This window comes from Rhodococcus sp. NPDC056960, from assembly GCF_042674125.1.
Classification (GTDB): domain Bacteria; phylum Actinomycetota; class Actinomycetes; order Mycobacteriales; family Mycobacteriaceae; genus Rhodococcus_F.
The window spans coordinates 52,098-75,521 of sequence record NZ_JBHURF010000027.1 but is presented as its reverse complement, the minus strand read 5'-3'; the positions used below and the strand labels follow the sequence as shown (position 1 = coordinate 75,521).

Sequence of the window (23,424 nt, the reverse complement as noted above, 5' to 3'; positions counted from 1 at the left end):
GATTCCAGCTTCTTCGAAAGGCGAAAAGCCATGAGCGAGATCTCCCTTCCCGAAAACCTCAGCTACACCGACGAGCACGAGTGGGTAGCCGTCGAACCCGGGTGTTCCCTGCCCGCCGACCCGGTGCGGGTGGGCATCACGGCGGTGGCCGTCGACAACCTCGGTGACCTCGTCTACCTCGAACTCCCGACGGTGGGATCGACGGTGACCCTCGGTGAGGCGTGCGGTGAGGTCGAGTCGACCAAAACGGTCTCCGAGCTGTACCCGCCGGTCGCCGGAACCGTCTCGATCGTCAACACCGCCGTGGTCGACGACCCGGAACTGGTCAGCAAGGACCCCTACGGCGAGGGCTGGCTGTTCGCCGTCCTGCCGTCCGAGGCCGGCGAATTGCTCACCGCCGCCGAGTATGCGGAGAAGAACGGAGTCGACGCATGAGCATCCTCTCGCGTGAGCTGAGCGACTTCGACCCCGACGTCGCCGACCTCATCAGAAAGGAACTCGACCGTCAGCAGACGGGTCTCGAGATGATCGCCTCGGAGAACTACGCGCCGATCTCGGTCATGCAGGCGCAGGGCTCGGTGCTGACCAACAAATACGCGGAAGGCTACCCGGGCCGCCGATACTACGGCGGCTGCGAGTACGTCGACCAGATCGAGCAGCTCGCCCTCGATCGCATCAAGAACATCTTCGGGGCCCAGTTCGCCAATGTGCAGCCGCATTCCGGTGCCACCGCCAACGCGTCGGTCATGCACGCCTTGATCAACCCGGGCGACACCATCTTGGGCCTGTCCCTTGCCGCCGGTGGGCATCTCACCCACGGCATGCGCATCAACTTCTCCGGCAAGCTCTACAACGTGGTCGCGTACGGGGTCTCCGAGACTGACTACCTGATCGACATGGACGAGGTCGCCCGCATTGCCCGGGAGAACCGGCCGAAGCTGATCATCGCCGGTTGGTCCGCGTATCCGCGTCACATCGACTTCGCCCGGTTCCGGCAGATCGCCGACGAGGTCGGTGCCCTGCTGATGGTCGACATGGCGCACTTCGCGGGCCTGGTCGCGGCCGGCCTGCATCCCTCACCTGTTCCGCATGCCGACGTCGTGACGTCGACGACGCACAAGACCCTCGGCGGGCCGCGGGGTGGGATCATCTTGACCAACGATTCGGTCATCGCGAAGAAAATCAATTCCGCGGTGTTCCCCGGCCAACAGGGCGGCCCGCTCGAGCACGTGATCGCGGCGAAGGCGGCCGCATTCAAGATGGCCCAGCAGCCGGAATTCGTCGAGCGCCAGCAGCGGTGCCTGGACGGTGCGACGATCCTTGCCGAGCGGCTCTCCCGCGCGGACGTCAAGGACCGCGGCATCACGGTGCTCACCGGCGGTACGGATGTCCACCTCGTCCTGGTGGATCTGCGTGACGCCGACATCGACGGCAAGCAGGCCGAAGACCGTCTCGCCACGATCGACATCACGGTCAACCGCAACGCGGTGCCGTTCGACCCTCGCCCCCCGATGGTCACCTCCGGTCTGCGGATCGGCACTCCGGCCCTGGCCGCACGCGATTTCACCACCCCCGATTTCGAGAAGGTCGCCGACCTGATCGCGCGTGCCCTGATCGCCGAGGACGACGCCGACCTGTCCGACCTCGCCGACCAGGTCCGCGCTCTGGCGCAGAGCCGGCCGCTCTACCCAGGATTGTGATGCCATGACCGTCAGCGTCTTCGACCTGTTCTCTGTCGGCATCGGCCCGTCGAGTTCTCACACGGTCGGGCCGATGCGGGCCGCCGCGCGCTTCGCCGGTGAACTCCGTTCGCTGCGGGTCCTCGACTACATCGACGAGGTCCACGTCGAGGTGTACGGGTCGCTCGCCGCGACGGGGGCCGGGCACGGCACCTTCACCGCAATCCTTCTCGGGCTCGAGGGGCTGCACCCGGACACCCTCGAAGTCGACGAGATGGAGCGTGTCGTCGCACGACAGCGCACCGACCGTCGGGTCCGGCTCGGGGGAACGCACCTGATCTCCCTCGACGAAGAGCGCCTGATCAAACGGCCGCTGACCGTTCTCGACTACCACCCGAACGCGGTGAAGTTCCGTGCGATCTCCGATACCCACGGTGACCTGCTCGAGAGCATCTACTACTCGGTGGGCGGTGGCTTCATCGTCTCCGAAGAGGAGAAGAATCGGCCGCCGGAGCAGGACACGTCGTCCGCCTACTCCTTCTCCACCGCCGCCGAACTGTTGGCGTTGACCGAGCACCATCGGCTCCCTGTCAGCGACGTGATGATGCAGCACGAACTCACGCTCCGTCCGGAACGAGAGATCGTCAAGGAGGTTCTGCATATCCGCGATGTGATGGAACAGTGCCAGGACAACGGAATGCAGCGGACCGGGAACCTGCCCGGCAACCTGAATGTGCGGCGCCGCGCGCATACCTGGCATCAGCGACTGCGGGACGAAGATCCGGACAAGTCGCCCGAGCATGCCGAGGACTGGGTCAATCTCGTGGCATTGGCCGTCAATGAGGAGAACGCGTCCGGCGGGCGCGTGGTGACGGCACCGACCAATGGTGCCGCCGGCATCATTCCCGCCGTTCTGCACTTCGCCACCCACTACACCGCCGCGGGCAGGGAGGATCCCGACGACGTCGCCCTGCGGTTCCTGCTTACCGCCGGTGCGATCGGGGCGCTGTACAAGCAGCAGGCATCCATTTCCGGTGCCGAGGTCGGGTGCCAGGGCGAAGTCGGGTCGGCCGCGTCCATGGCGGCGGGCGCGTTGGCGGAGATCCTCGGGGGCACACCGCAACAGGTGGAGAATGCCGCGGAGATCGCGATGGAGCACTGCCTCGGATTGACCTGCGATCCGATCGGCGGGTTGGTGCAGATTCCCTGCATCGAGCGCAACGCGATCTCGGCGAACAAGGCCATCACCGCGGCCCGAATGGCCATGCGGGGCGACGGCACCCACCGGGTCAGTCTCGACGAGGTCATCGCCACCATGCGGGCGACCGGGCTGGACATGAGTTCGAAGTACAAGGAGACCTCCACCGGCGGCCTGGCCGTGACCGTCGCGGTCAACGTCGTCGAGTGCTGACTAAGCGCCAGCACTCCTCACGGCTTGTTCGTCCAATTATGGGGGGGGTGGGCCGATCGCCTACCTGTACAGAAGGATCTATTGCGGTGACCTCCCCAACCAATCTCCGGGCTACCTCGGCTTCCACCTCCCCCTCGGGTGCGCTTGCCGGCCTCGGCGCCTACGCCATCTGGGGCGCGTTTCCCGCGTTCTTCGGGCTCCTGACGTTCCTGTCGCCGCTCGAGGTCGTGGCGCACCGGATTGTCTGGACCGTCGTGTTGATGCTTGCCGTACTGGGCTTCGCCGGACATCTCGGCGAGCTGAAGGGACTACCGAGACGCACCTGGGGGATGGTTGCGGCCGCGTCACTGTTCATCTCGACCAACTGGGGAATGTACGTGTTCGCCGTGGCCACCGGCCATGTCGTCGAGGCCGCACTAGGCTACTTCATCAACCCCCTGGTCAGCGTGCTGTTCGGGGTAGTGGTGTTCAAGGAGTCCATCAACAGGGTGCAGATCTGCGCCGTGATACTCGCGGTAGTTGCGGTCGCGATACTGACCGTCGACTACGGTCGCCCGCCCTGGATCGCACTGACCCTGGCGATGTCGTTCGCCTCCTACGGAGTGGTCAAGAAGCTCATCCCGTTGCGGCCGACAGTGAGTCTGACCGCGGAAGGACTGGTCGCACTCCCCGCCGCACTCACCATCTTGGTGGTGGCCCTCCTCAGCGGGGCACCCCACGCCTTCTCCTTCGGTCCGGCACAGACCCTCCTCGTGCTGTGCCTCGGCCCGATCACCGCCGCCCCGCTCCTGCTGTTCGGACGGGCGGCCCAGACGGTCTCCCTCGTGACCCTGGGGATACTGCAGTATCTGACCCCGGGGATGCAGATGACGTGGGGAATACTCGTCGTACACGAAGACATGCCGCCTGCGCGGTGGGCGGGTTTCGTCCTGATCTGGATCGCCCTCGCCGTTTTCACGGCGAATGCTGTCGTCACGCTGCGTTCGGCGCGTCGGGTACGCCGCGACGACCGCGATCCGGCCTTTCGATGACACCGACGACGCGTGACACCCTCGATCGATGTGCCGATCAGAGTTTCCGTTACAAATGCCATCATGTCCGCTTTCCCGATCGTTATGCCAAATTTTCGCCAGACTGTAGCCGTAATACCGATCACGGGGTAGCGTTTCCCACAACACGGATCATCGTCCGGCGGCGAAGGTGAGATTCCTGCCGCGGAGTTGATGACGAGCCGCATCCGGGCCGCGTTTGCGACACATACGCAATCCGGTCACGTTCACAATGAAAGAACCTCGAAGGGACCGCAAAATGCCTGCCACCGGTGACAGCGCCGACCTCCAGGCGGACACGCCACCTCCGCCCGACAACTACCGCGCCAAATCAGACGCCTACGAGCATCTCGATGACGACGCACACCTACGAGAACTCGGGTACGAGAACAAGTTCGAGCGGAAGATGAGCCTGTCCGCGAACTTCGCCCTGGGGTTCGTCTACCTCTCCCCCATGGTGAGTGTGGTGTCGATCTTCGCCCTCGGCATAAGTACCGCCGGCCCGCCGGCGCTGTTCTGGATCTTCCTCATTGCCGGCGGCCAGCTCCTCGTCGCCCTAGTCTTCGGTGAAGTCGTCTCCCAGTTCCCGCTCGCCGGTGGCCTGTACCAGTGGGGTCGCCGATTGTGGAACGGCCGATACGCCTGGTGGATGGCGTGGATCTACGTCTTCGGCATCACCATCGGCATTACGACGACGGCGCTGTTCAGCTCGGATTTCATTGCCAGCCTGTTCTGGGGCACCGACGCCGAACCGTCCATCACTGCCTCGCCGCTGCAGAAGCTGACGATCACCCTGTGCGTAATCACCGTCTGCCTCGTCTTGAACATGGCCGGAACGAAGACCCTCGCCCGTGTCTCTCAAATCGGGCTCATCTGTGAGGTCGTCGGCATCATGGTGATCGGCCTCTATCTGTTGCTCTTCGAGCGTAAGCAGCCGTTCTCCGTCTTTTTCGACACGATGGGTGCCGGCGGTTCGAGCCCCTACTTCTTCGCGTTCCTCGGCGCGTCTCTGGTGGGCCTGTACATGTTCTATGGCTTCGAATCCTGCGGTGAGGTCGCCGAGGAAACGCCCAACCCTGCCCGCGCCATCCCCGTGTCCATGGCCATGACCGTCATCATCGGCATGGTCGTCGCCGTAATCGCGTTCGCCGGCTATGTGCTCGCCGCCCCGAACCTGCAAGCGATCGTCAACGGCGAGGACAGCAACCCGATCCCGGCGATCTTGCACGACAGCATGGGACTGATCGGCACCAAACTCTTCCTCATCACCGTGTTGACCTCGTTCATCGCCGGTGTCATGGGCCAGCAGGCCGCGGTCAGCCGCCTGGTCTACTCGTTCGCACGGGACGGCATGTTCCCCGGCAGCGCCCTGTTCTCCCGCACCGCCCGGAAGCGTCACGTACCGATCAACGCGCTGATCGCCGTCAACGTCCTCCCGGTGCTCCTGGTCATCTTCGTCTACTTCTCCCCCGACTCGCTCTTCCGGATCGCCGCATTCCAGATGCTGGCCGGCTACTTCGCGTTCCAGATGGTCGTCCTCGCTGCCCTGCGGATGCGGCTCAAAGGCTGGAAGCCCGGCGGACCGTGGACCCTCGGTCGCAGCGGTCTGGCGATCAACATCGGGGCACTGCTCTACGGCGTCGTCGCCATGGTCATCCTCGCCAAACCGAGCTCGGACACGAGCCTTCCCTTCTATGACCGGTGGATCGCACTGATCGGGTTCCTCGTCGTCGCGGTAGTCGGGTTGGTGTACTTGCTCGTCGCCAAACCGGACCGGAAGTCCACAGCACCCGAAGGCGATGCAATCGAGATCGCTCAACGTCTTCGCGCCGGCAAGGCATAAGACAAGAAAAACGCGGCTTCGGCGGTTGCAGCGTTCCGGGTACGAGCACGATCCGGCGCTGCAACCGCCCCGCCGCGTCACCACCCTCCCCTCGCCATACATTCGGTCGATACCGGCCGACGGAGTCACGCGAATGGATCACTACAACCACGCAATCGAAGAATTCCACCAGCAATGGGAGCCGTACGGTGGTCCGACACCAGATGACGTCTTCATCGAGTTCGGGCTCACCATCAACCAGTTCTACGCACGACACCGGGCACTGACCCGCGGCCGCCGACGGCGTGACACCCCTCGCAGCGACACCGCCACCCAGGTGGCCACAGAACGGGGCGCACCTGATGCCTAGGTAAGGCACTTGGACACCAGCGACGTGACCCACAGGAAGGAACCGCAACGTGATGGAGACGAGTCCAGCGACCGCCACCCATGATCAGCACACGCATCGCGACGCTCGAGCCGCGGATCGCATCGTCCGAAAAGACGTCCAGCCCCACAATCAGGTCGACGCCTGACATTCGTCCGAGTGCGGATCCGACGGGGGACTCCTCCGTCCTCCAGCGGGCACCCACCGGGGACCCGCTGGAGAACACAGATTCAATGGAAAGTCTTAACCTGCAGTCAGTTCCGGGAGCCACAGGGCAATTTCCCGTTGGGCAGACTCGACCCAATCGGGTTGTACCACTAGGTTCGCCGGGCCGACCACCGACATACTCCCCTATCTCGGTGGCACCTCGGCGCCGAGGCGTCGGAGGGCCGCCGGTGTCACCGTCAATGACAGCAAAAGTGAGCAGTGGGGTGCACTGGTGGACCGAGCAGGCCGGATCGAAGTGCAATCCGACCTCACCCTCCCCGGTCACCCGAACGTGTTCGTGGTCGGGGACATGACGGCCAGAGATCGCCTGCCCGGTGTCACCGGGTCGCGATCCAGTCCGGCTGCTACGCGGCCCGCCGGATCGCGGCGGAGGCGAAAGCCATCGGCCGGGGATCCCGACGCCCTGACCGGACACCGTTCCGGTTCCGGGACAAGGGTCGACGCCAGCCATCTTCCGATTCAACGCTGTCGCGCGGATCGGCGGACTGGAGATGCCCGGGCGGGTTGCCTGGATGTGAATGGTGCTGAGCACGTGGCGAGGTCATCCTCACCTGAGCGACCAGCAGATCACTTCCCGGCGAGTTCACCTGCCCGCGAGTGCAACGTCGTGGGCGGAAGCCGAAACGTCGGCCGGTGGTTGTCCTGGATCGCAGGACAGCCACCGGCCGCGGGCTACTTAGCGAGCATCCCGGCGTCGACAGGCAGGGCGGTGCCCGTGACGAACCGGCCTTCATCAGATACGAGGAACAGGATGGCGTTCGACACATCCTCCGGTTCGACCCAGGGCGTGTCGAGAAGCAGAATCGATCCATACGCGGGAACTGCGTCCTCGAGAGTCGGGTTCTCCAGGTCCGGGCGGAACATCTTCCGCACACCGGGATTGGTCATCATAGGTGTCCGGCAGTTCGTGGGGTGGATCGAGTTCACCCGAATGTTGTGCGGTGCCAACTCGTTCGCCAGGGCCTTGGTCAGACCGGTGACACCGTGCTTGGCCGCGACGTAGTGTCCGATGGTGTTCTGGTTCTTCAGTCCCGCCGTGGAACTGGTCAGCACGATCGATCCGCCGTTGCCGCCTTCGATGATCTTCCCGACCCCGGCGCGGACGGTCTTCCACACGCCGGTCAGGTCGATTTCGATCATCTCGTCGAACTGCTCCTCCGACATGGTCGCGAGGTCGCCGTAGGTGCAGATGCCGGCGTTGCCGAGAATAATGTCGAGTCGACCGAACTGCGCGACACCCTCGTCGACGGCCGCGGTCAGCGCGGCGAGGTCGCGCACGTCCGCGATCGTGCTCACGACCTTGCCCCCGGCTGCTTCGACCAGACGGGTGGTTTCCTCCAATTCCGTGGCAGTGCCCATCTCGTACGGGGCGGACTTCACCGGTGCACAGACATCGACGGCGATGATGTTGGCGCCTTCTTGCGCGAACTTCACCGCGTGGGCGCGGCCCTGGCCCCGTGCCGCACCCGTGATGAACGCGACCTTCCCGTCAAGCTTTCCCATTGTCATTCTCCAATTTCTCTTGTTTTGTATATCTTCGTTCGTGCACGCATACGGCCAACTTGGTTCGTCACTGGGCCTCTCGCAGTGCGAACCCGACCCCTCGAACGGTGTGCAAGGCGGTCGGGGCGTCGATGCCGGCCAGCTTGCGGCGCAGCGACCACACATAGGCGTTGAGCACGTTGGTTTTCGACTCGGACGTGATCCCCCACACGATCATCAGGAGGTACTCGCGCGAGACTGCCCGGCCGGCACAGCGCACGAGGATCGTCATGATGTCGAACTCGGTCTTGGTCAGTGACATCCGTCGGCCGTTCCGCTCGATGGTGCGGTCACTCCAGGTCAGCGTGATGCCGTGCGGATGGTCGAGTGGTCGCCGCGTCGGTGCCGCGCCGGTCCGGGTGCGATCGACGCGGCGACAACAGGATCGAATCCACGCGGCCAACTCATGCGGACCGATGGGCAGGTTGAGAACGTGATCGGCCCCGGCCTCGAGGAGGGCGATCCTGGCGTCCTCGTCGAACTGGCCGACCACCACGAGGGCCTCCGTATATCCGGTGCGGCGCAATGCCTCGACTGTGGCGACGCCGTGCCGGCGTCGCGACTCGACTGCCAGGACCACTACCTCACCGGGCACCACGCCGGGCCGTTGGAGGTAACGCGAGGCTGCCGTGTCGGTCGCTGGGTCGGCGAGGACCACACAGATCGGCGCCGAGATCGGGCGGTGTCTACGCGCGTCCGACCGTGGCTGAGATGGCGTCGACAGCGGCCCGGCGGGCAGGCCACCGTGATGGTGGGGCGAGGCGTGGGGACGCGCAGCCTGCTGCCGTGCCCCCACACCCCGGACTCGGCTAGGACTTGACGATGAAACCGGCATCGATGGTCATTGTCGTTGCGGTCACGTATCGCCCGGATTCGGTGACCAGGTACAAGATGGCGTTGCTGATGTCCCGAGGATCCAGCCACGGCACCGGGAGGATGTGCGTACTCGCGAACGTATCGCTGACATCGTCGCGCGTCGGCTTCTCCAGGTCGGGCCGGAACAGCTTCCAAACGAACTCGTTCTGAATCATGTGGGTGTCGACACAGGTCGGATTGACCGAGTTGACCCGAATGTTGTACGGGCCGAGTTCCCGTGCGAGGGAGGTCATCAGACCCGTGACGCCGTGCTTGGAGGCCGAGTACGCCCCGATCCCCGCCGCGCCCTTGAGGGCCTCGGTGGAGCCGATGAAGACGATCGATCCGCCCTCGTTCTGCTCGATGAGCGTCGGTGTCGCTGCCTTGATCGTGTGGAAGACACCGGTGAGGTTGATGTCGATCGTCTCCCGCCAGGCTTCGACGGTGTTCTCCCAGATCGGTCCCCCCGCGCAGATGCCGGCGTTCGGGATGACGATGTCGACCCTCCCGAGTTGGTCGAGTCCGGCGTCGAAGGCGGCCTTGACCTGGTCGTAGTCACGCACGTCGGCGCGGGTGGCGACGACGCGGCGCCCGAGGTCCTTGATCAGGCGGACGGTTTCGTCGAGGTCGTCGCCAGTTGCGCCCTCGTATGCGGTGGACGTGATCTCTCCGCACAAGTCGAGGCCGATGATGTCGGCGCCTTCACGCGCGAGGGTGAGGGCGTGTGACCTCCCCTGTCCGCGTGCAAGTCCGGTGATGAAGGCAACCTTGCCGTCGAGCTGGCCCATGTTCTTTTCTCCCTTTCGAGACGAGACGCTGTGATGTCGTCCGGTGCACTACCGATGACGAGACGAGGTCAGTCGTGTGGTGTCGGTCCGCCCCGGCTCGCCGCAGTCGGCGAGCCGGGTCGGGGTGGCGGCTGAGGCCGCTCAGAATTCGGCCGCGGCGGTTTCGCGGTCCCGGTCCGTGTGGGCAGCCAGGGTCTGCCCTGCTCTACGGGCCCGCATGGCGGCCGCGACCTCGATCGCGTCACCCTCCGGTGCGGTCGAGTTCTTCTCGGGCTTGGCGATGAGCAGGTATGCCAGGCCGGTGAGAGTCACAACCGCGAAGCCGACGACAGCGATCCAGCGGTCGACGAAGGCCAGGCTGGGATCGCCGGAGGGCTTGGCGAGGACGAGGATCGACAGCACGCCGTAGACCAGGGCGCCGATATTGACGACAAATCCGGCGCGGCCGAGGGTGAACGAGCCTGCAGGGTTCCAGCCCCGCAGCCGGGAGCGCAGCGCGGCGAAAACCACCATCTGGAACGCGACGTAGCCGGCGAGCATCTGCATGGAGGCCACGCGGAAGAGCGACTCGGGGAAGAAGTAGACGAAGGCGAGGATGAGGCCGGACAACAGGTTCACACCGACGATGGCGTTGACCGGGACGTGGCGGACCTTCGACAGCTTCGAGAACACGTGGCTGCCGGGGAACATGTTGTCGCGAGCGAACGAGAACACCAGCCGGCTGGCAGCAGCCTGCTGACCCATCACGCAAGCCAGGAAGGAGGTCAGGGCGATGACCATGAAGGCCTTGGTACCGAACAGACCGATCGAGTCTTGAAGGATCACCGGGATCGGGTCCGCGATATCCCCGTCGACGATCTGCTGAAGGTTGGGGGCAGCCAATACGTAACCTGCGAAGGAGAGCAACGCGGACCCTGCACCGACCACGACCGTGAGGATCATCGCCTGCGGGATGCGGCGACCCGGGTTGGGCACTTCCTCCGCGACCTCACCACACGCCTCGAAGCCGTAGACCATCAACAGACCGACGAGCGCGGCACCGACGAAGGCGCCGAAGTAGCCTCCCTCGCCCGTCCCCATCGTGTCGAAGAAGACGGAGAACGGCTGGTGGCGTTCGAACACGAGGAGGTACAGACCGACGGCGACGACACCAACCAATTCGGCGGCCAACCCGGCTCCGGCGATCCTGGCCAGTGTCTTCGTGCCCGTCATGTTGAGCAGGACACCCACCAGCAACATGCTGCCGGCGATGAGGACCTGCACGCCGGGAGTGACTGCCACGCCTGTGCTCGTCGCGGTTCCGGTGAACAGGTTCGCCACGAAACTCGAGCTGAACATCGCGGTGGTCGCGATTGCAACTACGACGGTCGCGAGATAGATCCACGACAGCATCCATGCGTACTTGCCGCTCCACAGCCGTCGCGCCCATTGGTACAGCCCGCCCGCAATGGGGAACTGCGCCACGATCTCACCGAAGATCAGCGCGACCAACAACTGCCCACCACCGACGACGAGGATCCAGAAACATCGATGGCGGACCCGCAGTGGCCAACCCCTGCGCGAACATCGCCACCACGCTGACCAGTGGCGACAGATACAAGAAGCCGAGCGCCAGATTCGACCACAACGACATCTTGCGATCGAACTTCTGCTCGTACCCGAGCGACTCGAGATGGGCGGCGTCGGAAGAATCAGAGACCTGTTGCACAGTCTCCTCCTTGGGATCATCTGATGGGGGCCGCACAGAAGTCCGCATGGCAAGTCAACGCACCGGCACGGTGCGTTCCGAGCTTGTTATCGGACGTGTATGCGTCGTTGAAATGACGTGATGCGGTAGAGCACCCACGCTCGTGGACTGTCAAGTTGTCAGACCGAAAGCCTTGTCGCCCAACCGAAACCGCCGTCGCGCCCCTCGGCGAGGTTCAAAGCCTCCGCATGAGTGATCTCTGTCACGCCATGTGCATAAGCTACCACCCACGTTCGGCAAAGGTAACCCCCTTGTGTCGATCAGAAGCAATTCGTTCGCTGATTTGAGCAACAGAGTCGAAGATATGCGGCTTCCGATCGGATCTCCGATCACTGCGCTCATCGCGGAAGCCGTGCCGGTGATGCGCTGAGGGGATTTCCCGGTCGATGTGTTGGCTCGGGGTCCTCGGCAGCGAGCTCCGTATGTCCCCGGCTCTCGACCGGGGGTCCCAGCTCCTGCCAGGGTTAAGCTCGGTATCGCCGGAACAGCCGTTGCATCGAGAGCGAGGGCGGGTTGTCTGATGGACGTGAACGATCCGTTCGCCACCCAGCGCGACCCGGGCGGTGGCGTCGTCGAGGAACTCGCCGAGGCCGGCTTCGATGATGCGCAGGAAGTGGGCCGCGGCGGGTTCGGTGTCGTGTACCGGTGCCGCCAACGGTCCCTCCGCCGAACGGTCGCCGTCAAAGTGCTCACTGCCGCTCTGGACACGGACGGTCGTGAACGATTTCTGCGCGAACAGATCGCGATGGGCCAACTCTCCGGACACCCGCACATCGTCAACATTCATCAGGTCGGGGTGACCGCCACCGCCCGGCCGTTCATCGTGATGCAATTCCACGGCGCCGGGTCGATCGATGCCGCACTACGACGCAGCGGCCCGGTGGGGTGGAAACAGGCACTTCGATACGGCATCAAACTCGCCGGTGCCCTCGAGACCGCCCATCGACGCGAGATCCTCCACCGCGACGTCAAACCCGGCAATGTTCTGCTCACCGATTACGGAGAACCACAACTGACCGACTTCGGCATTGCACGCGTGGCGGGGGGCTTCCGCACCACCAGCGGTTCTATCACCGGTTCCCCCGCCTTCACCGCCCCCGAGATCCTCCGCGGAGCCGAACCGGAGCCGACAGCCGACGTCTACGGTCTCGGTGCCACCTTGTTTTGCCTCCTCACCGCTCACGCCGCGTTCGAACGCCGCGACGGCGAGAAACTGATCTCCCAGTTCCTGCGGATGACCGAGCAGCCGATACCGGACCTGCGGGAACAAGGGTTCCCCGACGACCTCGCCGCCACCGTCGAACGCGCCATGTCCCTCGAGCCGGCCGACCGGCCGGCCACCGCGGTCGCGCTCGGCGACGAACTCCGCGCCGTCCAACGGCGTCACCGGCTCACCGTCGACGACATGGCGATACCCGCATCGACGGGCGAAAACCTGTTCCGCGACACACCCGCACCGACCACCGGCACCTCACCGGCGCCCCGGTTCACCACCCCACCGATCCCAGTCACCCGATCCCGCCCGCCCTCGACCCACGCGATGGTCGGCCGCGAACGCCTCCTCGACGAGCTCCGCGCGGGCCTGCCGCGACGGCTGACGGTGATTCACGGGCCGGCCGGCTTCGGCAAGAGCACGCTCGCCGCACAATGGCGCGACATCCTCGTCTCCGACGCCGTGCCGGTCGCCTGGATGACCATCGATCACGACGACAACAATGTCGCGTGGTTCCTCGCCCACCTCGTCGAGGCGATCAGACAGGTCAAACCGACGCTGGCGGGCGAGTTGGGTCAGATCCTCGAGGAACACGGCGAACAAGCACAACACTACGTACTGGCGACACTGGTGAACGACATCTACCACCGCAGTGAGCATCTCGCCGTGGTGATCGACGACTGGCACCGCGTCGACGATCCCGACACCATCGCCGCGCTCGGATACCTCATCGACAACGGCTGTCGTCATCTGCGGATCGTGGTCGCCAGCCGTACCCAAGCCCACCTGCCGCTCGCCAAGATGCGCGTGACCGGGGAACTCAATGAAATCGACTCCACCTCTTTACGATTCACCATAGAGGAATGCCATGCGATGCTCGTCGACCGCGCCGGACTGCAGCTCACCGACGACGCCGTTGCGACCTTGCGCGACTCGACCGAGGGATGGGCGGCCGCTCTGCAGCTGGCGTCGCTGTCGCTGCGTGGACGGGACAATCCCGAGCAGCTCCTCGGCAGCATCTCCGGCCGGCACCCGGCGATCGGGGAATTCCTGGCCGAGAATGTGCTCGACGCCCTCGACGCGGATGTGCTCGACTTCCTCCTGCAGACGTCGGTGACCGAACGCCTGTGCGGCTCGCTGGCCTCCGCACTCGCCGACGTCGGGAATGGGCAGGCCCTACTCGAACAGATCGAGAGCCAGGACCTGTTCCTGCAGCGAACAGACGACGAAGGTAAGTGGTTCCGCTATCACCATCTGTTCGCCGAATTCCTGCGGAAACGCCTGGAACGAGATTTCCCGGACCGGGTCGGCCCCCTGCATCTGGTGGCAGCACGGTGGTTCGCCGCCCACCATCTGCTCAGCGAGGCGGTCGATCACGCCCTCGCCGGAGGAGACACGACCGGAGCGGTCGACCTCGTGGAACGAGAGGGCTTCCACCTGCTCGAACAGGGCCGTCTCACGTCGCTACTGGGCCTTGTCGACAAGCTGCCCGATCATCTCGTCGCGACCAGCGCCCGGCTCCAACTGTGCATTGCGTGGGCGGACAGCGCCCTGGTACGACCGGAGTCGGCTCGAAAGGCTGCCACCCGTGCCGCCGAGCTCCTCACCCACCGCCACTTGCCCGCAGCAGAACTCGCCGCCCTCCGGGTCGAGGCCGACGTGGTTCAAGCCGACATCAAGATCGGCATCGACCAGATCGACGGGGTTCGCGAACTCCTCTCTGCCTGTCTCGCACGGCCGGAAGCGGTGCCGCCATGGGTGGCCTCCGCCGCAGCCGGAATCGCGGGCTTCGTCACGATCTTCGACTTCGACTTCGAAGCCACCCGTCAACTGCAGCAGCAGTCGGCGAAATATGACACCCAACTGAGCGGACCCTTCAGCGTCATCTACGGCCACTGCTTTGCCGGACTCGCCGAGATGGAAGAACTCGATTTCTTCGGTGCCGAGCGACGGTTCCGCAAAGCCCACCGACTGGCCGTCGAATCCGGCGGCCAGCGCTGCCAGGCAGCGCTGCTGGCAGGGGCGCTGCTGGGCGCATTGCTCTACGAACGCGGGGAAATCGCCGAAGCCGAACACCTACTCGACGAGAGCCACGTCCTGGGGCGAGAAGGCGGCGTCGACTTCATGCTCGCCCACTACGTCAGTGGCGCTCGGCTCAAGGTGTATCGCGGTGAACACGACACCGCGGCCCGGTACCTCGAGGCGGGCGCCCAACTCGGCGCGTCTCTGCAGCTACCGCGGCTCGGCGCCGCGGTGGAGTACGAACGACTCGTCCTCGGTCTTCGACCACTGCGGGCGCCGAACTGCGCCGGCGTCGAGTACTCGAATCGCCGCTATCCGAACAACGGGCTCGAGGAGGTCATCGTCCAACTCGAAGAAGCGGTCGCCATCAGGCGGCTACTCGACACCTCTGACGCCGGCAGCGTCGAACTGGCCTGCACCTGGGCCCAGGAGTGGGTCACCGCGCTGGTGGGAACCCGGCGACGTCGAGCTTTGCTACAGGCGCAGCGTCTGCTGGCCACCTGCCTCGCCGTCGCTGGACGGCACGACGAAGCGACAGGCCTCGTTGCCCAGATGGTGCATACCTGCCAAGAACGAGGCTTGGTGCGTTATCTCCCTGACGGTGGTGGGCTGATGGTGTCGTTACTTGCGGCTGTTCGAGGCCGTCTCGCCGACAACCAGCAGGCCTCCGAGATACACGTTTCGTTTCTCGACTCGATGCTGCGGACCTGAGCGAACACCCACCGTCTTGTAGCTTTTCACCACCGCCCGCACCCCGGTCCGGCGCTTGCGTGCCGTCACCTCCATCGGCGGGTAAATTCCGATCGTTGCCGTCACTCACACGCCTGTGCTGCAGAACATTCGAGATGCCCTCCGGGGAACCTGCCAGACCCCTGATGATCGCGCACTGATCCCGCCGAGGAAAACAATGCGCTGCACTGCTATACATGGATCTTCGTCGAACAAAATCGAACCCTGTTGCAGCACAGTCGATATAGCCGAGCACGCGCTACGCCCGCAGGGCGACAAGGTCCAGCTTCACACCCCCACCACCTTGCCGCCCCTTCGCGAGCGAACCGATAGTAGCGGGTGATCGGCATTGTCTGTCAAGAGCTGGATTCAAGTCGCTGTTCGATCGAGATACCGATCAAAAAACTGGAAATTCCCGAGAAGAGGGTGCCTTTACCGAACATCGAATGGTAGCCTGCAGAAACGCGCTATCACTCCTCCCACGACTAATTCGCCCAGGACTTGCCTCGCCGGGGGAATCGCGGAGCCCGGCCCATGCAGCGGCTCCTGCTTCACGGATAGCCGGCACGAAGCGCGGCGACAGCTCGCCGCCCACGAAAGGACGACAGTGCCCCAGCTACTTCATGTCGATTCGTCGGCAGATCTTCACTCCTCTACCAGCAGGGATCTCACGGCGCGGTTCGCGGCGGAATGGAGCTCATTCGGCACTGAGTACTCGGTGGTGCGGCGCGACCTGCACACCAGCCCGCTGCCACACATCCCGACCAACGAGCTGCACTGGGCACCGAGACTGCGCACCAACGGCCGACCCGTACCCGTCGAAGCCGATGCCCTCCAGCGCGAGCTGATCGAGGAACTGATCGGGGCCGACGTCGTCGTGATCGGCGCTCCGATGTACAACTGGTCGATCCCGTCGACGCTCAAGGCGTGGATCGACTACATTCACGTGCCCGGCATCACCACCACGTTCGATGCCGTAACGCAGCCGCTTGCCGGCAAACCTGCGATCGTGGTGACCAGCCGTGGCGATCAGTATGGCCCCGGGAGCCCCGATGAGCTCATCGATCACCAGATCCCGCCATTGCAGCAGGTACTCGGGGTGGCCCTGCGCATGGACGTCACCTTCATCCGAGCCGAACTGACCCTGGCCTCACGGATCCCGACGATGGCCTCATGGGTCGACACCTCGCAGTCGAACAAGGCGACCGCCCAGCACCAGGTTGTCGATTTGGCGCGGCAATTCGCGAAGCATTTCGGCTGACCCGCAGAATTGCCGACCGCGGTCGTTTCACATCGAGAGGGGCGACCGCGGCACCGAGGCCGATCATCGAGCACCGACCACGAAGGGCGAGGCGATGCAGGAATTCATCGACTTCCTCGGAGCACAAACACCGTACGACCTGCTCGACAGCGACGATCTCGACAAGCTCGCACGTACGGTGGAGGTGGAATTCTTCGGCAGCGGGGACATCATCGTCCCCGAGAACGTACCGGCGCTCGAACATCTCTACATCGTCAGAACCGGTGCTGTCGAAGTGCTCGACCGTGGCCGCACGGTCGATGTGCTCACCTCGGGCGACACCTTCGGTCACGTCTCGGTGCTCTCCGGACTGCCGCCGGCCCTCGTGGTGCGCGCCGCCGAAGACACCCTCTGCTACCGCATCCCCGACCCTCGCACGGTGGTCGCGCACCCGGACCGCCTGCGCTATGCGCACTACGGAACAGTCACTGCGCGCGAGCGCCTGCTGGCATCCGGCGGATCGTTCAACAGGCTCGAACGCTCCATCGTCGATCTCACCCACCCCATCACCTGGTGCCATGCCTCCGATTCCATCCGCGAGGTCGCCCAGACCATGACCCGCACCGGCCAGTCGTGTACGAACTTCGTGCACGACGGCCAGATCGGCATCGTCACGGACGATGATTTCCGCAAGAGGGTGGCAACCGGGGAGATTCCCGTAAATGCACCGATTTCGGCTATCGCCAGCATTCCGGCGATGGCGATCTCGTCCGACGTCACCGTCAGCACCGCCTACCTACACATGGTCGAACACGGCATCCATCATCTCGTCGTCACCGACACCGCTGGGGCCGCAGTGGGCATTGCGCGTGTCGTCGACATCGCAGCAACTGACGTCCGTCACCCCTTGCTCATTCGGAGTGCTACCTCATCGGCGAGATCGTTCGACGAGCTCGCGCAGGCCACAACGATGCTGCGCCCGACCGCGGTGGAGCTGTGGGACGCGGGGGTTCCTCCATTCCATCTGGGGGCGCTGTATTCGACCATGGTCGAAGCCGTCTTCCGCAAACTCGTCGAGCTGTGCAGTACGACAGCACCCCTGTCCGGGATCCACAGCAGCTGGATGCTGCTCGGCTCGCTCGGTCGCCGCGAGCCGTTGTTGAACTCCGATGTCGATACCGCCCTCGTCTGGAATCCGATCAGAGGCAACGGCTGTTCCCAACCCCGCCGCGAAGATGTCGCAGCTGCCTGCCACCCGCTGTTGAACCGACTCAACCAGTTCGGACTGATGCCGTGCCCCGAGGGACTCAACGCCTCGTCACCGCTGTTCAATCGCACAGTCGCCGCGTGGCAACAGGCTGCCGTTTTCTGGCGGGAAGAACTCGACAACTCCAAATACCTCATGCTTTCCTCGACGCTGCTCGACGCACGACCGATCACCAATACCGCCCTGGCTCAACCGGTACGGGCAGCTTTCGCAGCAGGAACCGACAACCACAGCTTCGCCCGCACTTTCACGCACTACTCGCTGGGCAGCCGGCCCCCCTCCGGGTTCGCGCGCAACTTCGTCATCGGCAGGTTCGGCGAGCTCAAAGGCCACCTCAACCTGAAGAAGGCCGGGCTGAGGCCGGTCGTGTCCTTGGCCCGTGCACTAGCCCTTCGCACCGGCGACACAACCGGATCAACTGTGGACCGACTCGACCGCGCACACGATGCCGGCCTTCTCGACCTCGACGAAGCGGAATCGCTCAAAGGTGCCTTCACTCTGTGTTATGACCTCGTCCTCGGCGAGCAGATCCACGCGATCAAGAACGACCACGCAATCAGCTCCACCGTCGACGTCGACAAGCTCGACAGTCTTCAACGCCGACACCTACGTGCGGCGTTCCGCTCGATCAACCAGGTACAAGAACGGATAAGCTCAGATCGGTACGACCAATGACCAAGAAACTGAAATGGAAACGACGCAGCTTCGCGAATAGCGACCTCGAAATGCCGATCGAGAGGCACCACACGACACCTACCTGGCGCTCGTCGAACTACCTCGTCATCGATCTCGAAACCACCGGACTCGACACGTGCAAAGACCACATCATCTCCTATGGGGCGGTGCCCATACGGGACGGGAGAATCGTGGCCTCCGACGCCGCATACAGCCTCGTCCGATCAGAACGGGAGAGCTCGGAAGCAGCACTCCGCACACACTGCCTGCGGAAACAGGATCTGGCCACGGCTCCGTCGATCGATGAATGCGTCGACCGACTCGACGAACTGCTACGCGGACACATCCTCGTAGCGCACGGGGCGTGGATCGAGCACTCTTTCCTCCGGCGCGCCTTCAAATGCTCACAACGCGTGTTCACCAGCAATGTGATCGACACGGCGAAACTCGCATCAATCGTCCTCGACATCCCCACCAGGCCCAACCACTCGGTCGCCCTCGAATACGCAGCCTCACGCATGGGACTACCGGTGCACACACCACATCATGCTCTCGGTGACGCGATGACCACCGCCAACCTCTTCCTCGCGCTCGCCACCAAACTCGAACGTAGCGACGGCATTCGAGCAGGTAGTCGCCTCATCACACTGTCAACCTGAACGTCGATCACCACACTTGTGCGCAGCGCGAACCGACTCACCCCAGGGCCGTGGATAACACGATTCTGCGCATGCAGATCGGTGACATCGATGTAGAACCCGGACCTGCCGGCCACCTCACCGTCCGCCCCCAGCGTCGGATCCCCGAGACGATGACGTGACGCACCTGCCCGTGCGAGTCCAGGAGGCGAACCCTGCGGAATCTGGGGTGGTATGACCAAAGCCGACCGCCGACGGCACACCCGCACACTCCGTCGCGGCGAGCGCTGACACGCGCCCGCTCACTCGCGCCCCGGCGCCTACCGACAGGTGCCGGAATTCCGTGATCACACACTTCGGGCGAAGAAATGGTCGCCACTCACCCAGATACGAGGTGCGGATGCACCTCGTATCCCTCCGAGCCGGGAACTCTCGGATATCGAGGATGTGAGTGGCGACCTGTTTCGTCGCAGCGCGAATGTACCTCGCACCTACGACACGAATCCCTCCCGCCGTTTCCGAAGAGAAGTCCGGGTCAATCCGTGCTCGCCGGCGCCGGATTGCTGTAAATGCGATCCGGCCGGACGAACACGGCGGTTCGGCGGTCCGCGGCCATCACCCGGTCGTACTCCGACCAGTCGTCATGGGTTCCGCCCGCCGCGACGAAGATGTCACGCAACAGCAACCGCAACCGCTCGGAGTCCAGCCAGGGTTGAGGATCGTCCGGACCGGCAAGTTCCGCACGACCTTCGACCGTCGCCCACTGCCAGCCATTGCGGAAGGTCGTCGTCACCTGGGGACGGGCCCGCAGATTGGCCAGCTTGACCTTGCCGAGCGCAACGAAGGCCAGCACACTCTCGCCCGTGACGGGATGCGCGAGGACGCCGGTATTGACCACGCTCGACTGGATGGTTGTGTCGGCGCGCAGGGTGGCAACTACTGCCAACCCCTGATCGGCGCGAGCGAGCCCGAAGGCGTCCTGAAGAGTAGGCACCGGGTGACCTCCCTTTTGTGCTCTGCTCGCGGCAGGCGAGCGAACTTCCGAAGCGCTTCGTGGGCTGTGAGCGACCGAATCGGGCGATGAACGGAAGGAGTACACCTCTCTTCCACTTTCAATCTATATCGCACCGGGGGCCTTGCGGCAAGGCCCGGGTCGTGCCGCAGAATCGTCGGACCGAAGCCGGAACCGACGGAAATGGGAGTGGACGAATTGCGTATGTCGTCGCGGACGGACAGGTCGCATGAAGACGTCGAGAGCAGGATCCACAAGCACCAACCTCAGATCGGAGCCCTTGACGTGAGCCCACTGACCACCAGCGCGTTCGACCTTCCCGCCAATCTCACCGCCAAAGCCGACCCCGCGCTGATCGCCGACGACGAGAGCCACTTCGCGGCGATCGCGACAAGCCTCGAGGAGTCCATCGCCGACCTGGCCGATCGCATCGATGTCGAACGCAGGGCGCCCCGCCGCCTGGGGCAGGAAGCGATGGAGCGGGACATGATGGTCCACCAGCTGACCGCTCAGCTGCGCGCCCTGCGCCGCTTCGGTCTGGACCTCTGCCTCGGACACATCGTCGATGCCGACACCCTCGAACCGATGTACGTGGGACGCCTCGGCCTCATGGACAGCGCGGGCAACCAGTTGCTGGTCGACTGGCGCTCCCCCGCGGCCGAGCCGTTCTTCGGGGCGACACATGCCAACCCGATGGGCGTGAAACTACGCCGCAGGTATCGCTGGACCCGCGGCCGGATCAGCGACTACTGGGACGAGGTATTCACCGCTGACGGGTTCGACGGGAACGCCGCGCTCGACGACCAATCCGCATTCATTGCCAGCCTCGGTAGCAATCGCTCGAACCGGATGCGAGACGTACTCGGCACCATCCAGGCCGACCAGGACGCCATCATCCGCGCGGGCTCCAGCGGCGCCCTCGTCGTCGACGGCGGTCCGGGCACCGGTAAGACCGTCGTCGCGCTGCACCGCGCCGCGTATCTGCTCTACTCCGATCCTCGACTCCGGCACGGCGTGCTGTTCGTCGGTCCGCACGAGCCCTACCTGGCGTACGTCGCCGACGTGTTGCCGAGCCTGGGCGAGGAGGGGGTGCAGCTCTGCACACTGCGGGACCTCGTCCCCGAGGGCGCCACAGCCAGGATCGAAGAGGACCCGGAAGTGGCGCGCCTGAAATCGTCCGCGGATCTGGTGAAGGCGATCGACGCAGCCGTCGCCTTCTACGAGGAACCTCCCACCACGGGCATGACGGTCGCGACCGACTGGTCCGACATCTGGCTGGGCCCCGACGACTGGGCCGAGGCGTTCGAAGCACCGGAACCCGGCACTCCGCACAACGAAGCGCGCGAACAGGTCTGGGAGCTGCTGCTCACGATCCTGCTGGACAAGTACGACGGCGACGTTCCGGCGGTCCAACTCCGGAAGTCGTTGCTGCAGAACGACGAATTGCGCGCGACCCTCGACAACGCGTGGACGATCATCGAGGCTGCCGACCTCGTCGGAGACCTGTGGTCGGTGCCCGCCTACCTCCGCAAGTGCGCGCCGTGGCTCCGCGCTGACGAGGTGCGCGCACTCCAGCGCGCGGACGCCCAGAATTGGACGGTGTCCGACCTGCCACTCCTGGACGCGGCCCGGCAGCGGCTCGGCGACCCCGAGGCGTCCCGGCGGCAACGTCAGTACCACGCCTCGGTCGCTGCCGAACGCGCGCGCATGAGCAATGTCGTCGACGACCTGATCGCCGCCGACGACTCCGAATTACTCGTGATGTCGATGCTGCGGGGCCAGGACCTGCAGCAGTCACTGGTCGACGAATCCGCTCTGCCGGGAACCGAGGCGGATCTGCTCGCCGGACCGTTCGCGCACGTCGTCGTGGACGAGGCTCAGGAACTCACGGACGCGGAGTGGCAGATGTTGTTGCTCCGGTGCCCGTCCCGCAGCTTCACCATCGTCGGCGACCGCGCCCAGGCCCGGCACGGGTTCACGGAGTCGTGGCACGAACGACTCGAGCGGGTCGGGCTCGACCGGATCGACCTGGCGGCCCTCAGCATCAACTACCGGACACCCGAGGAAATCATGACGGAAGCCGATCCGGTTATCCGGGCCGTGCTCCCGAACGCCAACGTGCCGGCCTCCATCCGCCGCAGCGGTGTCCCCGTTGTGCACGGACCTGCGTCGGATCTGGGAAAGATTCTCGACATGTGGCTCGCCGACCATGCCGACGGGATCGCCTGCGTCATCGGTTCCGGAGACATCGCAGAGTCTTCGTTCCGGGCAGCACCCCGCGTCCGATTGCTGACCCCGGAATTGTCGAAGGGCCTCGAATTCGACCTCGTCGTCCTCGTCGACCCGGAGTCCTTCGGCACGGGCATCGAAGGAGCGGTCGACCGGTATGTCGCCATGACGCGAGCGACCGGACAGCTCGTCATCCTCACGAGCTCCGCGGATCGACCCGCGTTCAAGGAAGATGCATCAACTGCCCGGCAAGGGTGAACAATCGACGGGCGAGCCTCATGACGGGAAGACCCAGAGGAATGAGAAGAATCGTCACGCACAATATGAGACCGACGAGCCACACCACGGCCGCCACGATTCCCAGCACCGTGCCGAGTACGGCGGTAACGAGTCCCAGCACCGTGTCGAGCAGTCCACGTAGCGCCCGCATGACGTCCTCCTGGTTCCAGTCTCCCCCCTTGCGGGCCGCGGCGCACCCTCCGAAAGCCCTTCGTTAGCCCTTCGTTCCAGATCCGACGCCGACATCGTGAGCGCCCGGGTAACTCCGCGGTTTCGAGAATTGTCCGCGGGGTAATTGCAGAATATGGGTACACGCGAGCAGGCGAGCGGCCGGACTGCGCCGGTCCGGCCTGACCGTGGAAGCACTCTCTCCCACCGTGAAACCGGGAACAATGGCACCGTAAAGAAAACCGCGAAGTCCGGTGCGCCGACCCGGTCGCCGACGAAGGCGACACGAACGACCACGCCGTGCACCACCGTCGCCGGGCGGCTCCCGCGGAGACGCCCGCTTCCGCCCAGGCGTCCGGCCGCCTCGACCGCGCCGGAGTCTCGCGAGCGGGAGCAGACCACCACCACGAAGCCGCCGGCGCGCAGGCGTCCGCGCGACGACG

General features: G+C 64.7%; 18 protein-coding genes. 11 read left to right on the top strand and 7 right to left on the bottom strand.

Going from position 1 to position 23,424, the window contains the following annotated elements:
- The first annotated feature begins 30 nt into the window (after window positions 1-30).
- The 6 genes from gcvH to ACFTWF_RS34480 all read left to right on the top strand — a co-directional run bounded on the left by gcvH (window position 31) and on the right by ACFTWF_RS34480 (window position 6,331).
- Window positions 31-435, top strand: a complete 405-nt coding sequence (gene gcvH, locus ACFTWF_RS34505) for a glycine cleavage system protein GcvH (RefSeq protein WP_378465572.1) — start codon at window positions 31-33, stop codon at window positions 433-435.
- Complete coding sequence (gene glyA / locus ACFTWF_RS34500) at window positions 432-1,700, top strand: serine hydroxymethyltransferase (RefSeq protein WP_378465571.1); 1,269 nt, start codon at window positions 432-434, stop codon at window positions 1,698-1,700. The genes gcvH and glyA overlap by 4 nt, the downstream gene beginning before the upstream one ends.
- 4 nt (window positions 1,701-1,704) lie before the next feature.
- Window positions 1,705-3,090: an L-serine ammonia-lyase gene (locus ACFTWF_RS34495; protein ID WP_378465570.1), complete on the top strand. Its 1,386-nt coding sequence runs from the start codon at window positions 1,705-1,707 to the stop codon at window positions 3,088-3,090.
- Window positions 3,091-3,176: 86 nt separating this feature from the next.
- A complete protein-coding gene (gene rarD / locus ACFTWF_RS34490) occupies window positions 3,177-4,121 on the top strand; it encodes an EamA family transporter RarD (RefSeq protein WP_378465569.1) in 945 nt (314 codons plus the stop codon).
- 277 nt (window positions 4,122-4,398) lie between these two features.
- A complete protein-coding gene (locus ACFTWF_RS34485; RefSeq protein ID WP_378465568.1) occupies window positions 4,399-5,982 on the top strand; it encodes an APC family permease in 1,584 nt (527 codons plus the stop codon).
- Between the two features lie 133 nt (window positions 5,983-6,115).
- The gene (locus ACFTWF_RS34480; protein ID WP_378465567.1) at window positions 6,116-6,331 is read left to right on the top strand and encodes a hypothetical protein; all 216 of its coding nucleotides are present in this window, start codon (window positions 6,116-6,118) and stop codon (window positions 6,329-6,331) included.
- Between the two features lie 918 nt (window positions 6,332-7,249).
- Here the strand turns inward: ACFTWF_RS34480 and ACFTWF_RS34475 are convergent.
- The 5 genes from ACFTWF_RS34475 to ACFTWF_RS34455 form a co-directional block, all read right to left on the bottom strand.
- On the bottom strand, window positions 7,250-8,080 hold the full coding sequence (locus tag ACFTWF_RS34475; protein ID WP_378465566.1) for a mycofactocin-coupled SDR family oxidoreductase: 831 nt from the start codon (window positions 8,078-8,080) through the stop codon (window positions 7,250-7,252).
- A gap of 67 nt (window positions 8,081-8,147) precedes the next feature.
- On the bottom strand, window positions 8,148-8,699 hold the full coding sequence (locus tag ACFTWF_RS34470; RefSeq protein WP_378465565.1) for a winged-helix domain-containing protein: 552 nt from the start codon (window positions 8,697-8,699) through the stop codon (window positions 8,148-8,150).
- A 229-nt stretch (window positions 8,700-8,928) separates the two neighbouring features.
- Entirely contained in the window at window positions 8,929-9,762 is an 834-nt protein-coding gene (locus ACFTWF_RS34465; RefSeq protein WP_378465564.1) for a mycofactocin-coupled SDR family oxidoreductase, read from the bottom strand.
- A gap of 141 nt (window positions 9,763-9,903) precedes the next feature.
- Entirely contained in the window at window positions 9,904-11,256 is a 1,353-nt protein-coding gene (locus tag ACFTWF_RS34460) for an APC family permease (protein WP_378465563.1), read from the bottom strand.
- Window positions 11,231-11,470 (bottom strand): hypothetical protein, encoded by a 240-nt coding sequence (locus ACFTWF_RS34455; protein ID WP_378465562.1) that lies wholly within the window; start codon window positions 11,468-11,470, stop codon window positions 11,231-11,233. The genes ACFTWF_RS34460 and ACFTWF_RS34455 overlap by 26 nt, the downstream gene beginning before the upstream one ends.
- 559 nt (window positions 11,471-12,029) lie before the next feature.
- Here ACFTWF_RS34455 and ACFTWF_RS34450 point away from each other — a divergent pair.
- The 4 genes from ACFTWF_RS34450 to ACFTWF_RS34435 all read left to right on the top strand — a co-directional run bounded on the left by ACFTWF_RS34450 (window position 12,030) and on the right by ACFTWF_RS34435 (window position 19,314).
- Window positions 12,030-15,455 carry a protein kinase gene (locus ACFTWF_RS34450; RefSeq protein ID WP_378465561.1) on the top strand — a complete coding sequence of 1,142 codons (3,426 nt, stop codon included), beginning with the start codon at window positions 12,030-12,032 and terminating at the stop codon, window positions 15,453-15,455.
- 625 nt (window positions 15,456-16,080) lie between these two features.
- Window positions 16,081-16,734, top strand: coding sequence for an FMN-dependent NADH-azoreductase (locus tag ACFTWF_RS34445; RefSeq protein ID WP_378465560.1), 654 nt, complete (start codon window positions 16,081-16,083; stop codon window positions 16,732-16,734).
- Between the two features lie 94 nt (window positions 16,735-16,828).
- A complete protein-coding gene (locus ACFTWF_RS34440; RefSeq protein WP_378465559.1) occupies window positions 16,829-18,655 on the top strand; it encodes a putative nucleotidyltransferase substrate binding domain-containing protein in 1,827 nt (608 codons plus the stop codon).
- On the top strand, window positions 18,652-19,314 hold the full coding sequence (locus ACFTWF_RS34435; RefSeq protein WP_378465558.1) for a PolC-type DNA polymerase III: 663 nt from the start codon (window positions 18,652-18,654) through the stop codon (window positions 19,312-19,314). The genes ACFTWF_RS34440 and ACFTWF_RS34435 overlap by 4 nt, the downstream gene beginning before the upstream one ends.
- 514 nt (window positions 19,315-19,828) lie before the next feature.
- Here the strand turns inward: ACFTWF_RS34435 and ACFTWF_RS34430 are convergent.
- Window positions 19,829-20,287, bottom strand: a complete 459-nt coding sequence (locus tag ACFTWF_RS34430; RefSeq protein ID WP_378465557.1) for a TIGR03618 family F420-dependent PPOX class oxidoreductase — start codon at window positions 20,285-20,287, stop codon at window positions 19,829-19,831.
- Between the two features lie 303 nt (window positions 20,288-20,590).
- On the opposite strand from ACFTWF_RS34430, the gene helR reads away from it, so the two are divergent.
- Window positions 20,591-22,792, top strand: a complete 2,202-nt coding sequence (helR, locus tag ACFTWF_RS34425; RefSeq protein ID WP_378465556.1) for an RNA polymerase recycling motor ATPase HelR — start codon at window positions 20,591-20,593, stop codon at window positions 22,790-22,792.
- Here helR and ACFTWF_RS34420 read toward each other — a convergent pair.
- Window positions 22,758-22,964, bottom strand: a complete 207-nt coding sequence (locus ACFTWF_RS34420) for a hypothetical protein (RefSeq protein ID WP_378465555.1) — start codon at window positions 22,962-22,964, stop codon at window positions 22,758-22,760. The two genes, helR and ACFTWF_RS34420, sit on opposite strands and share 35 nt — an antisense overlap.
- Between the last annotated feature and the right edge of the window lie 460 nt (window positions 22,965-23,424).

Bases quoted from the DNA above. Each gene is read 5' to 3' on its own strand.
- ACFTWF_RS34435 (WP_378465558.1), top strand. From the start codon at position 18,652: ATGACCAAGAAACTGAAATGGAAACGACGCAGCTTCGCGAATAGCGAC.
- ACFTWF_RS34440 (WP_378465559.1), top strand. From the start codon at position 16,829: ATGCAGGAATTCATCGACTTCCTCGGAGCACAAACACCGTACGACCTG.
- ACFTWF_RS34485 (WP_378465568.1), top strand. From the start codon at position 4,399: ATGCCTGCCACCGGTGACAGCGCCGACCTCCAGGCGGACACGCCACCT.
- ACFTWF_RS34465 (WP_378465564.1), bottom strand. From the start codon at position 9,762: ATGGGCCAGCTCGACGGCAAGGTTGCCTTCATCACCGGACTTGCACGC.
- ACFTWF_RS34480 (WP_378465567.1), top strand. From the start codon at position 6,116: ATGGATCACTACAACCACGCAATCGAAGAATTCCACCAGCAATGGGAG.
- gcvH (WP_378465572.1), top strand. From the start codon at position 31: ATGAGCGAGATCTCCCTTCCCGAAAACCTCAGCTACACCGACGAGCAC.
- ACFTWF_RS34420 (WP_378465555.1), bottom strand. From the start codon at position 22,964: ATGCGGGCGCTACGTGGACTGCTCGACACGGTGCTGGGACTCGTTACC.
- ACFTWF_RS34495 (WP_378465570.1), top strand. From the start codon at position 1,705: ATGACCGTCAGCGTCTTCGACCTGTTCTCTGTCGGCATCGGCCCGTCG.
- glyA (WP_378465571.1), top strand. From the start codon at position 432: ATGAGCATCCTCTCGCGTGAGCTGAGCGACTTCGACCCCGACGTCGCC.
- ACFTWF_RS34450 (WP_378465561.1), top strand. From the start codon at position 12,030: ATGGACGTGAACGATCCGTTCGCCACCCAGCGCGACCCGGGCGGTGGC.
- ACFTWF_RS34475 (WP_378465566.1), bottom strand. From the start codon at position 8,080: ATGGGAAAGCTTGACGGGAAGGTCGCGTTCATCACGGGTGCGGCACGG.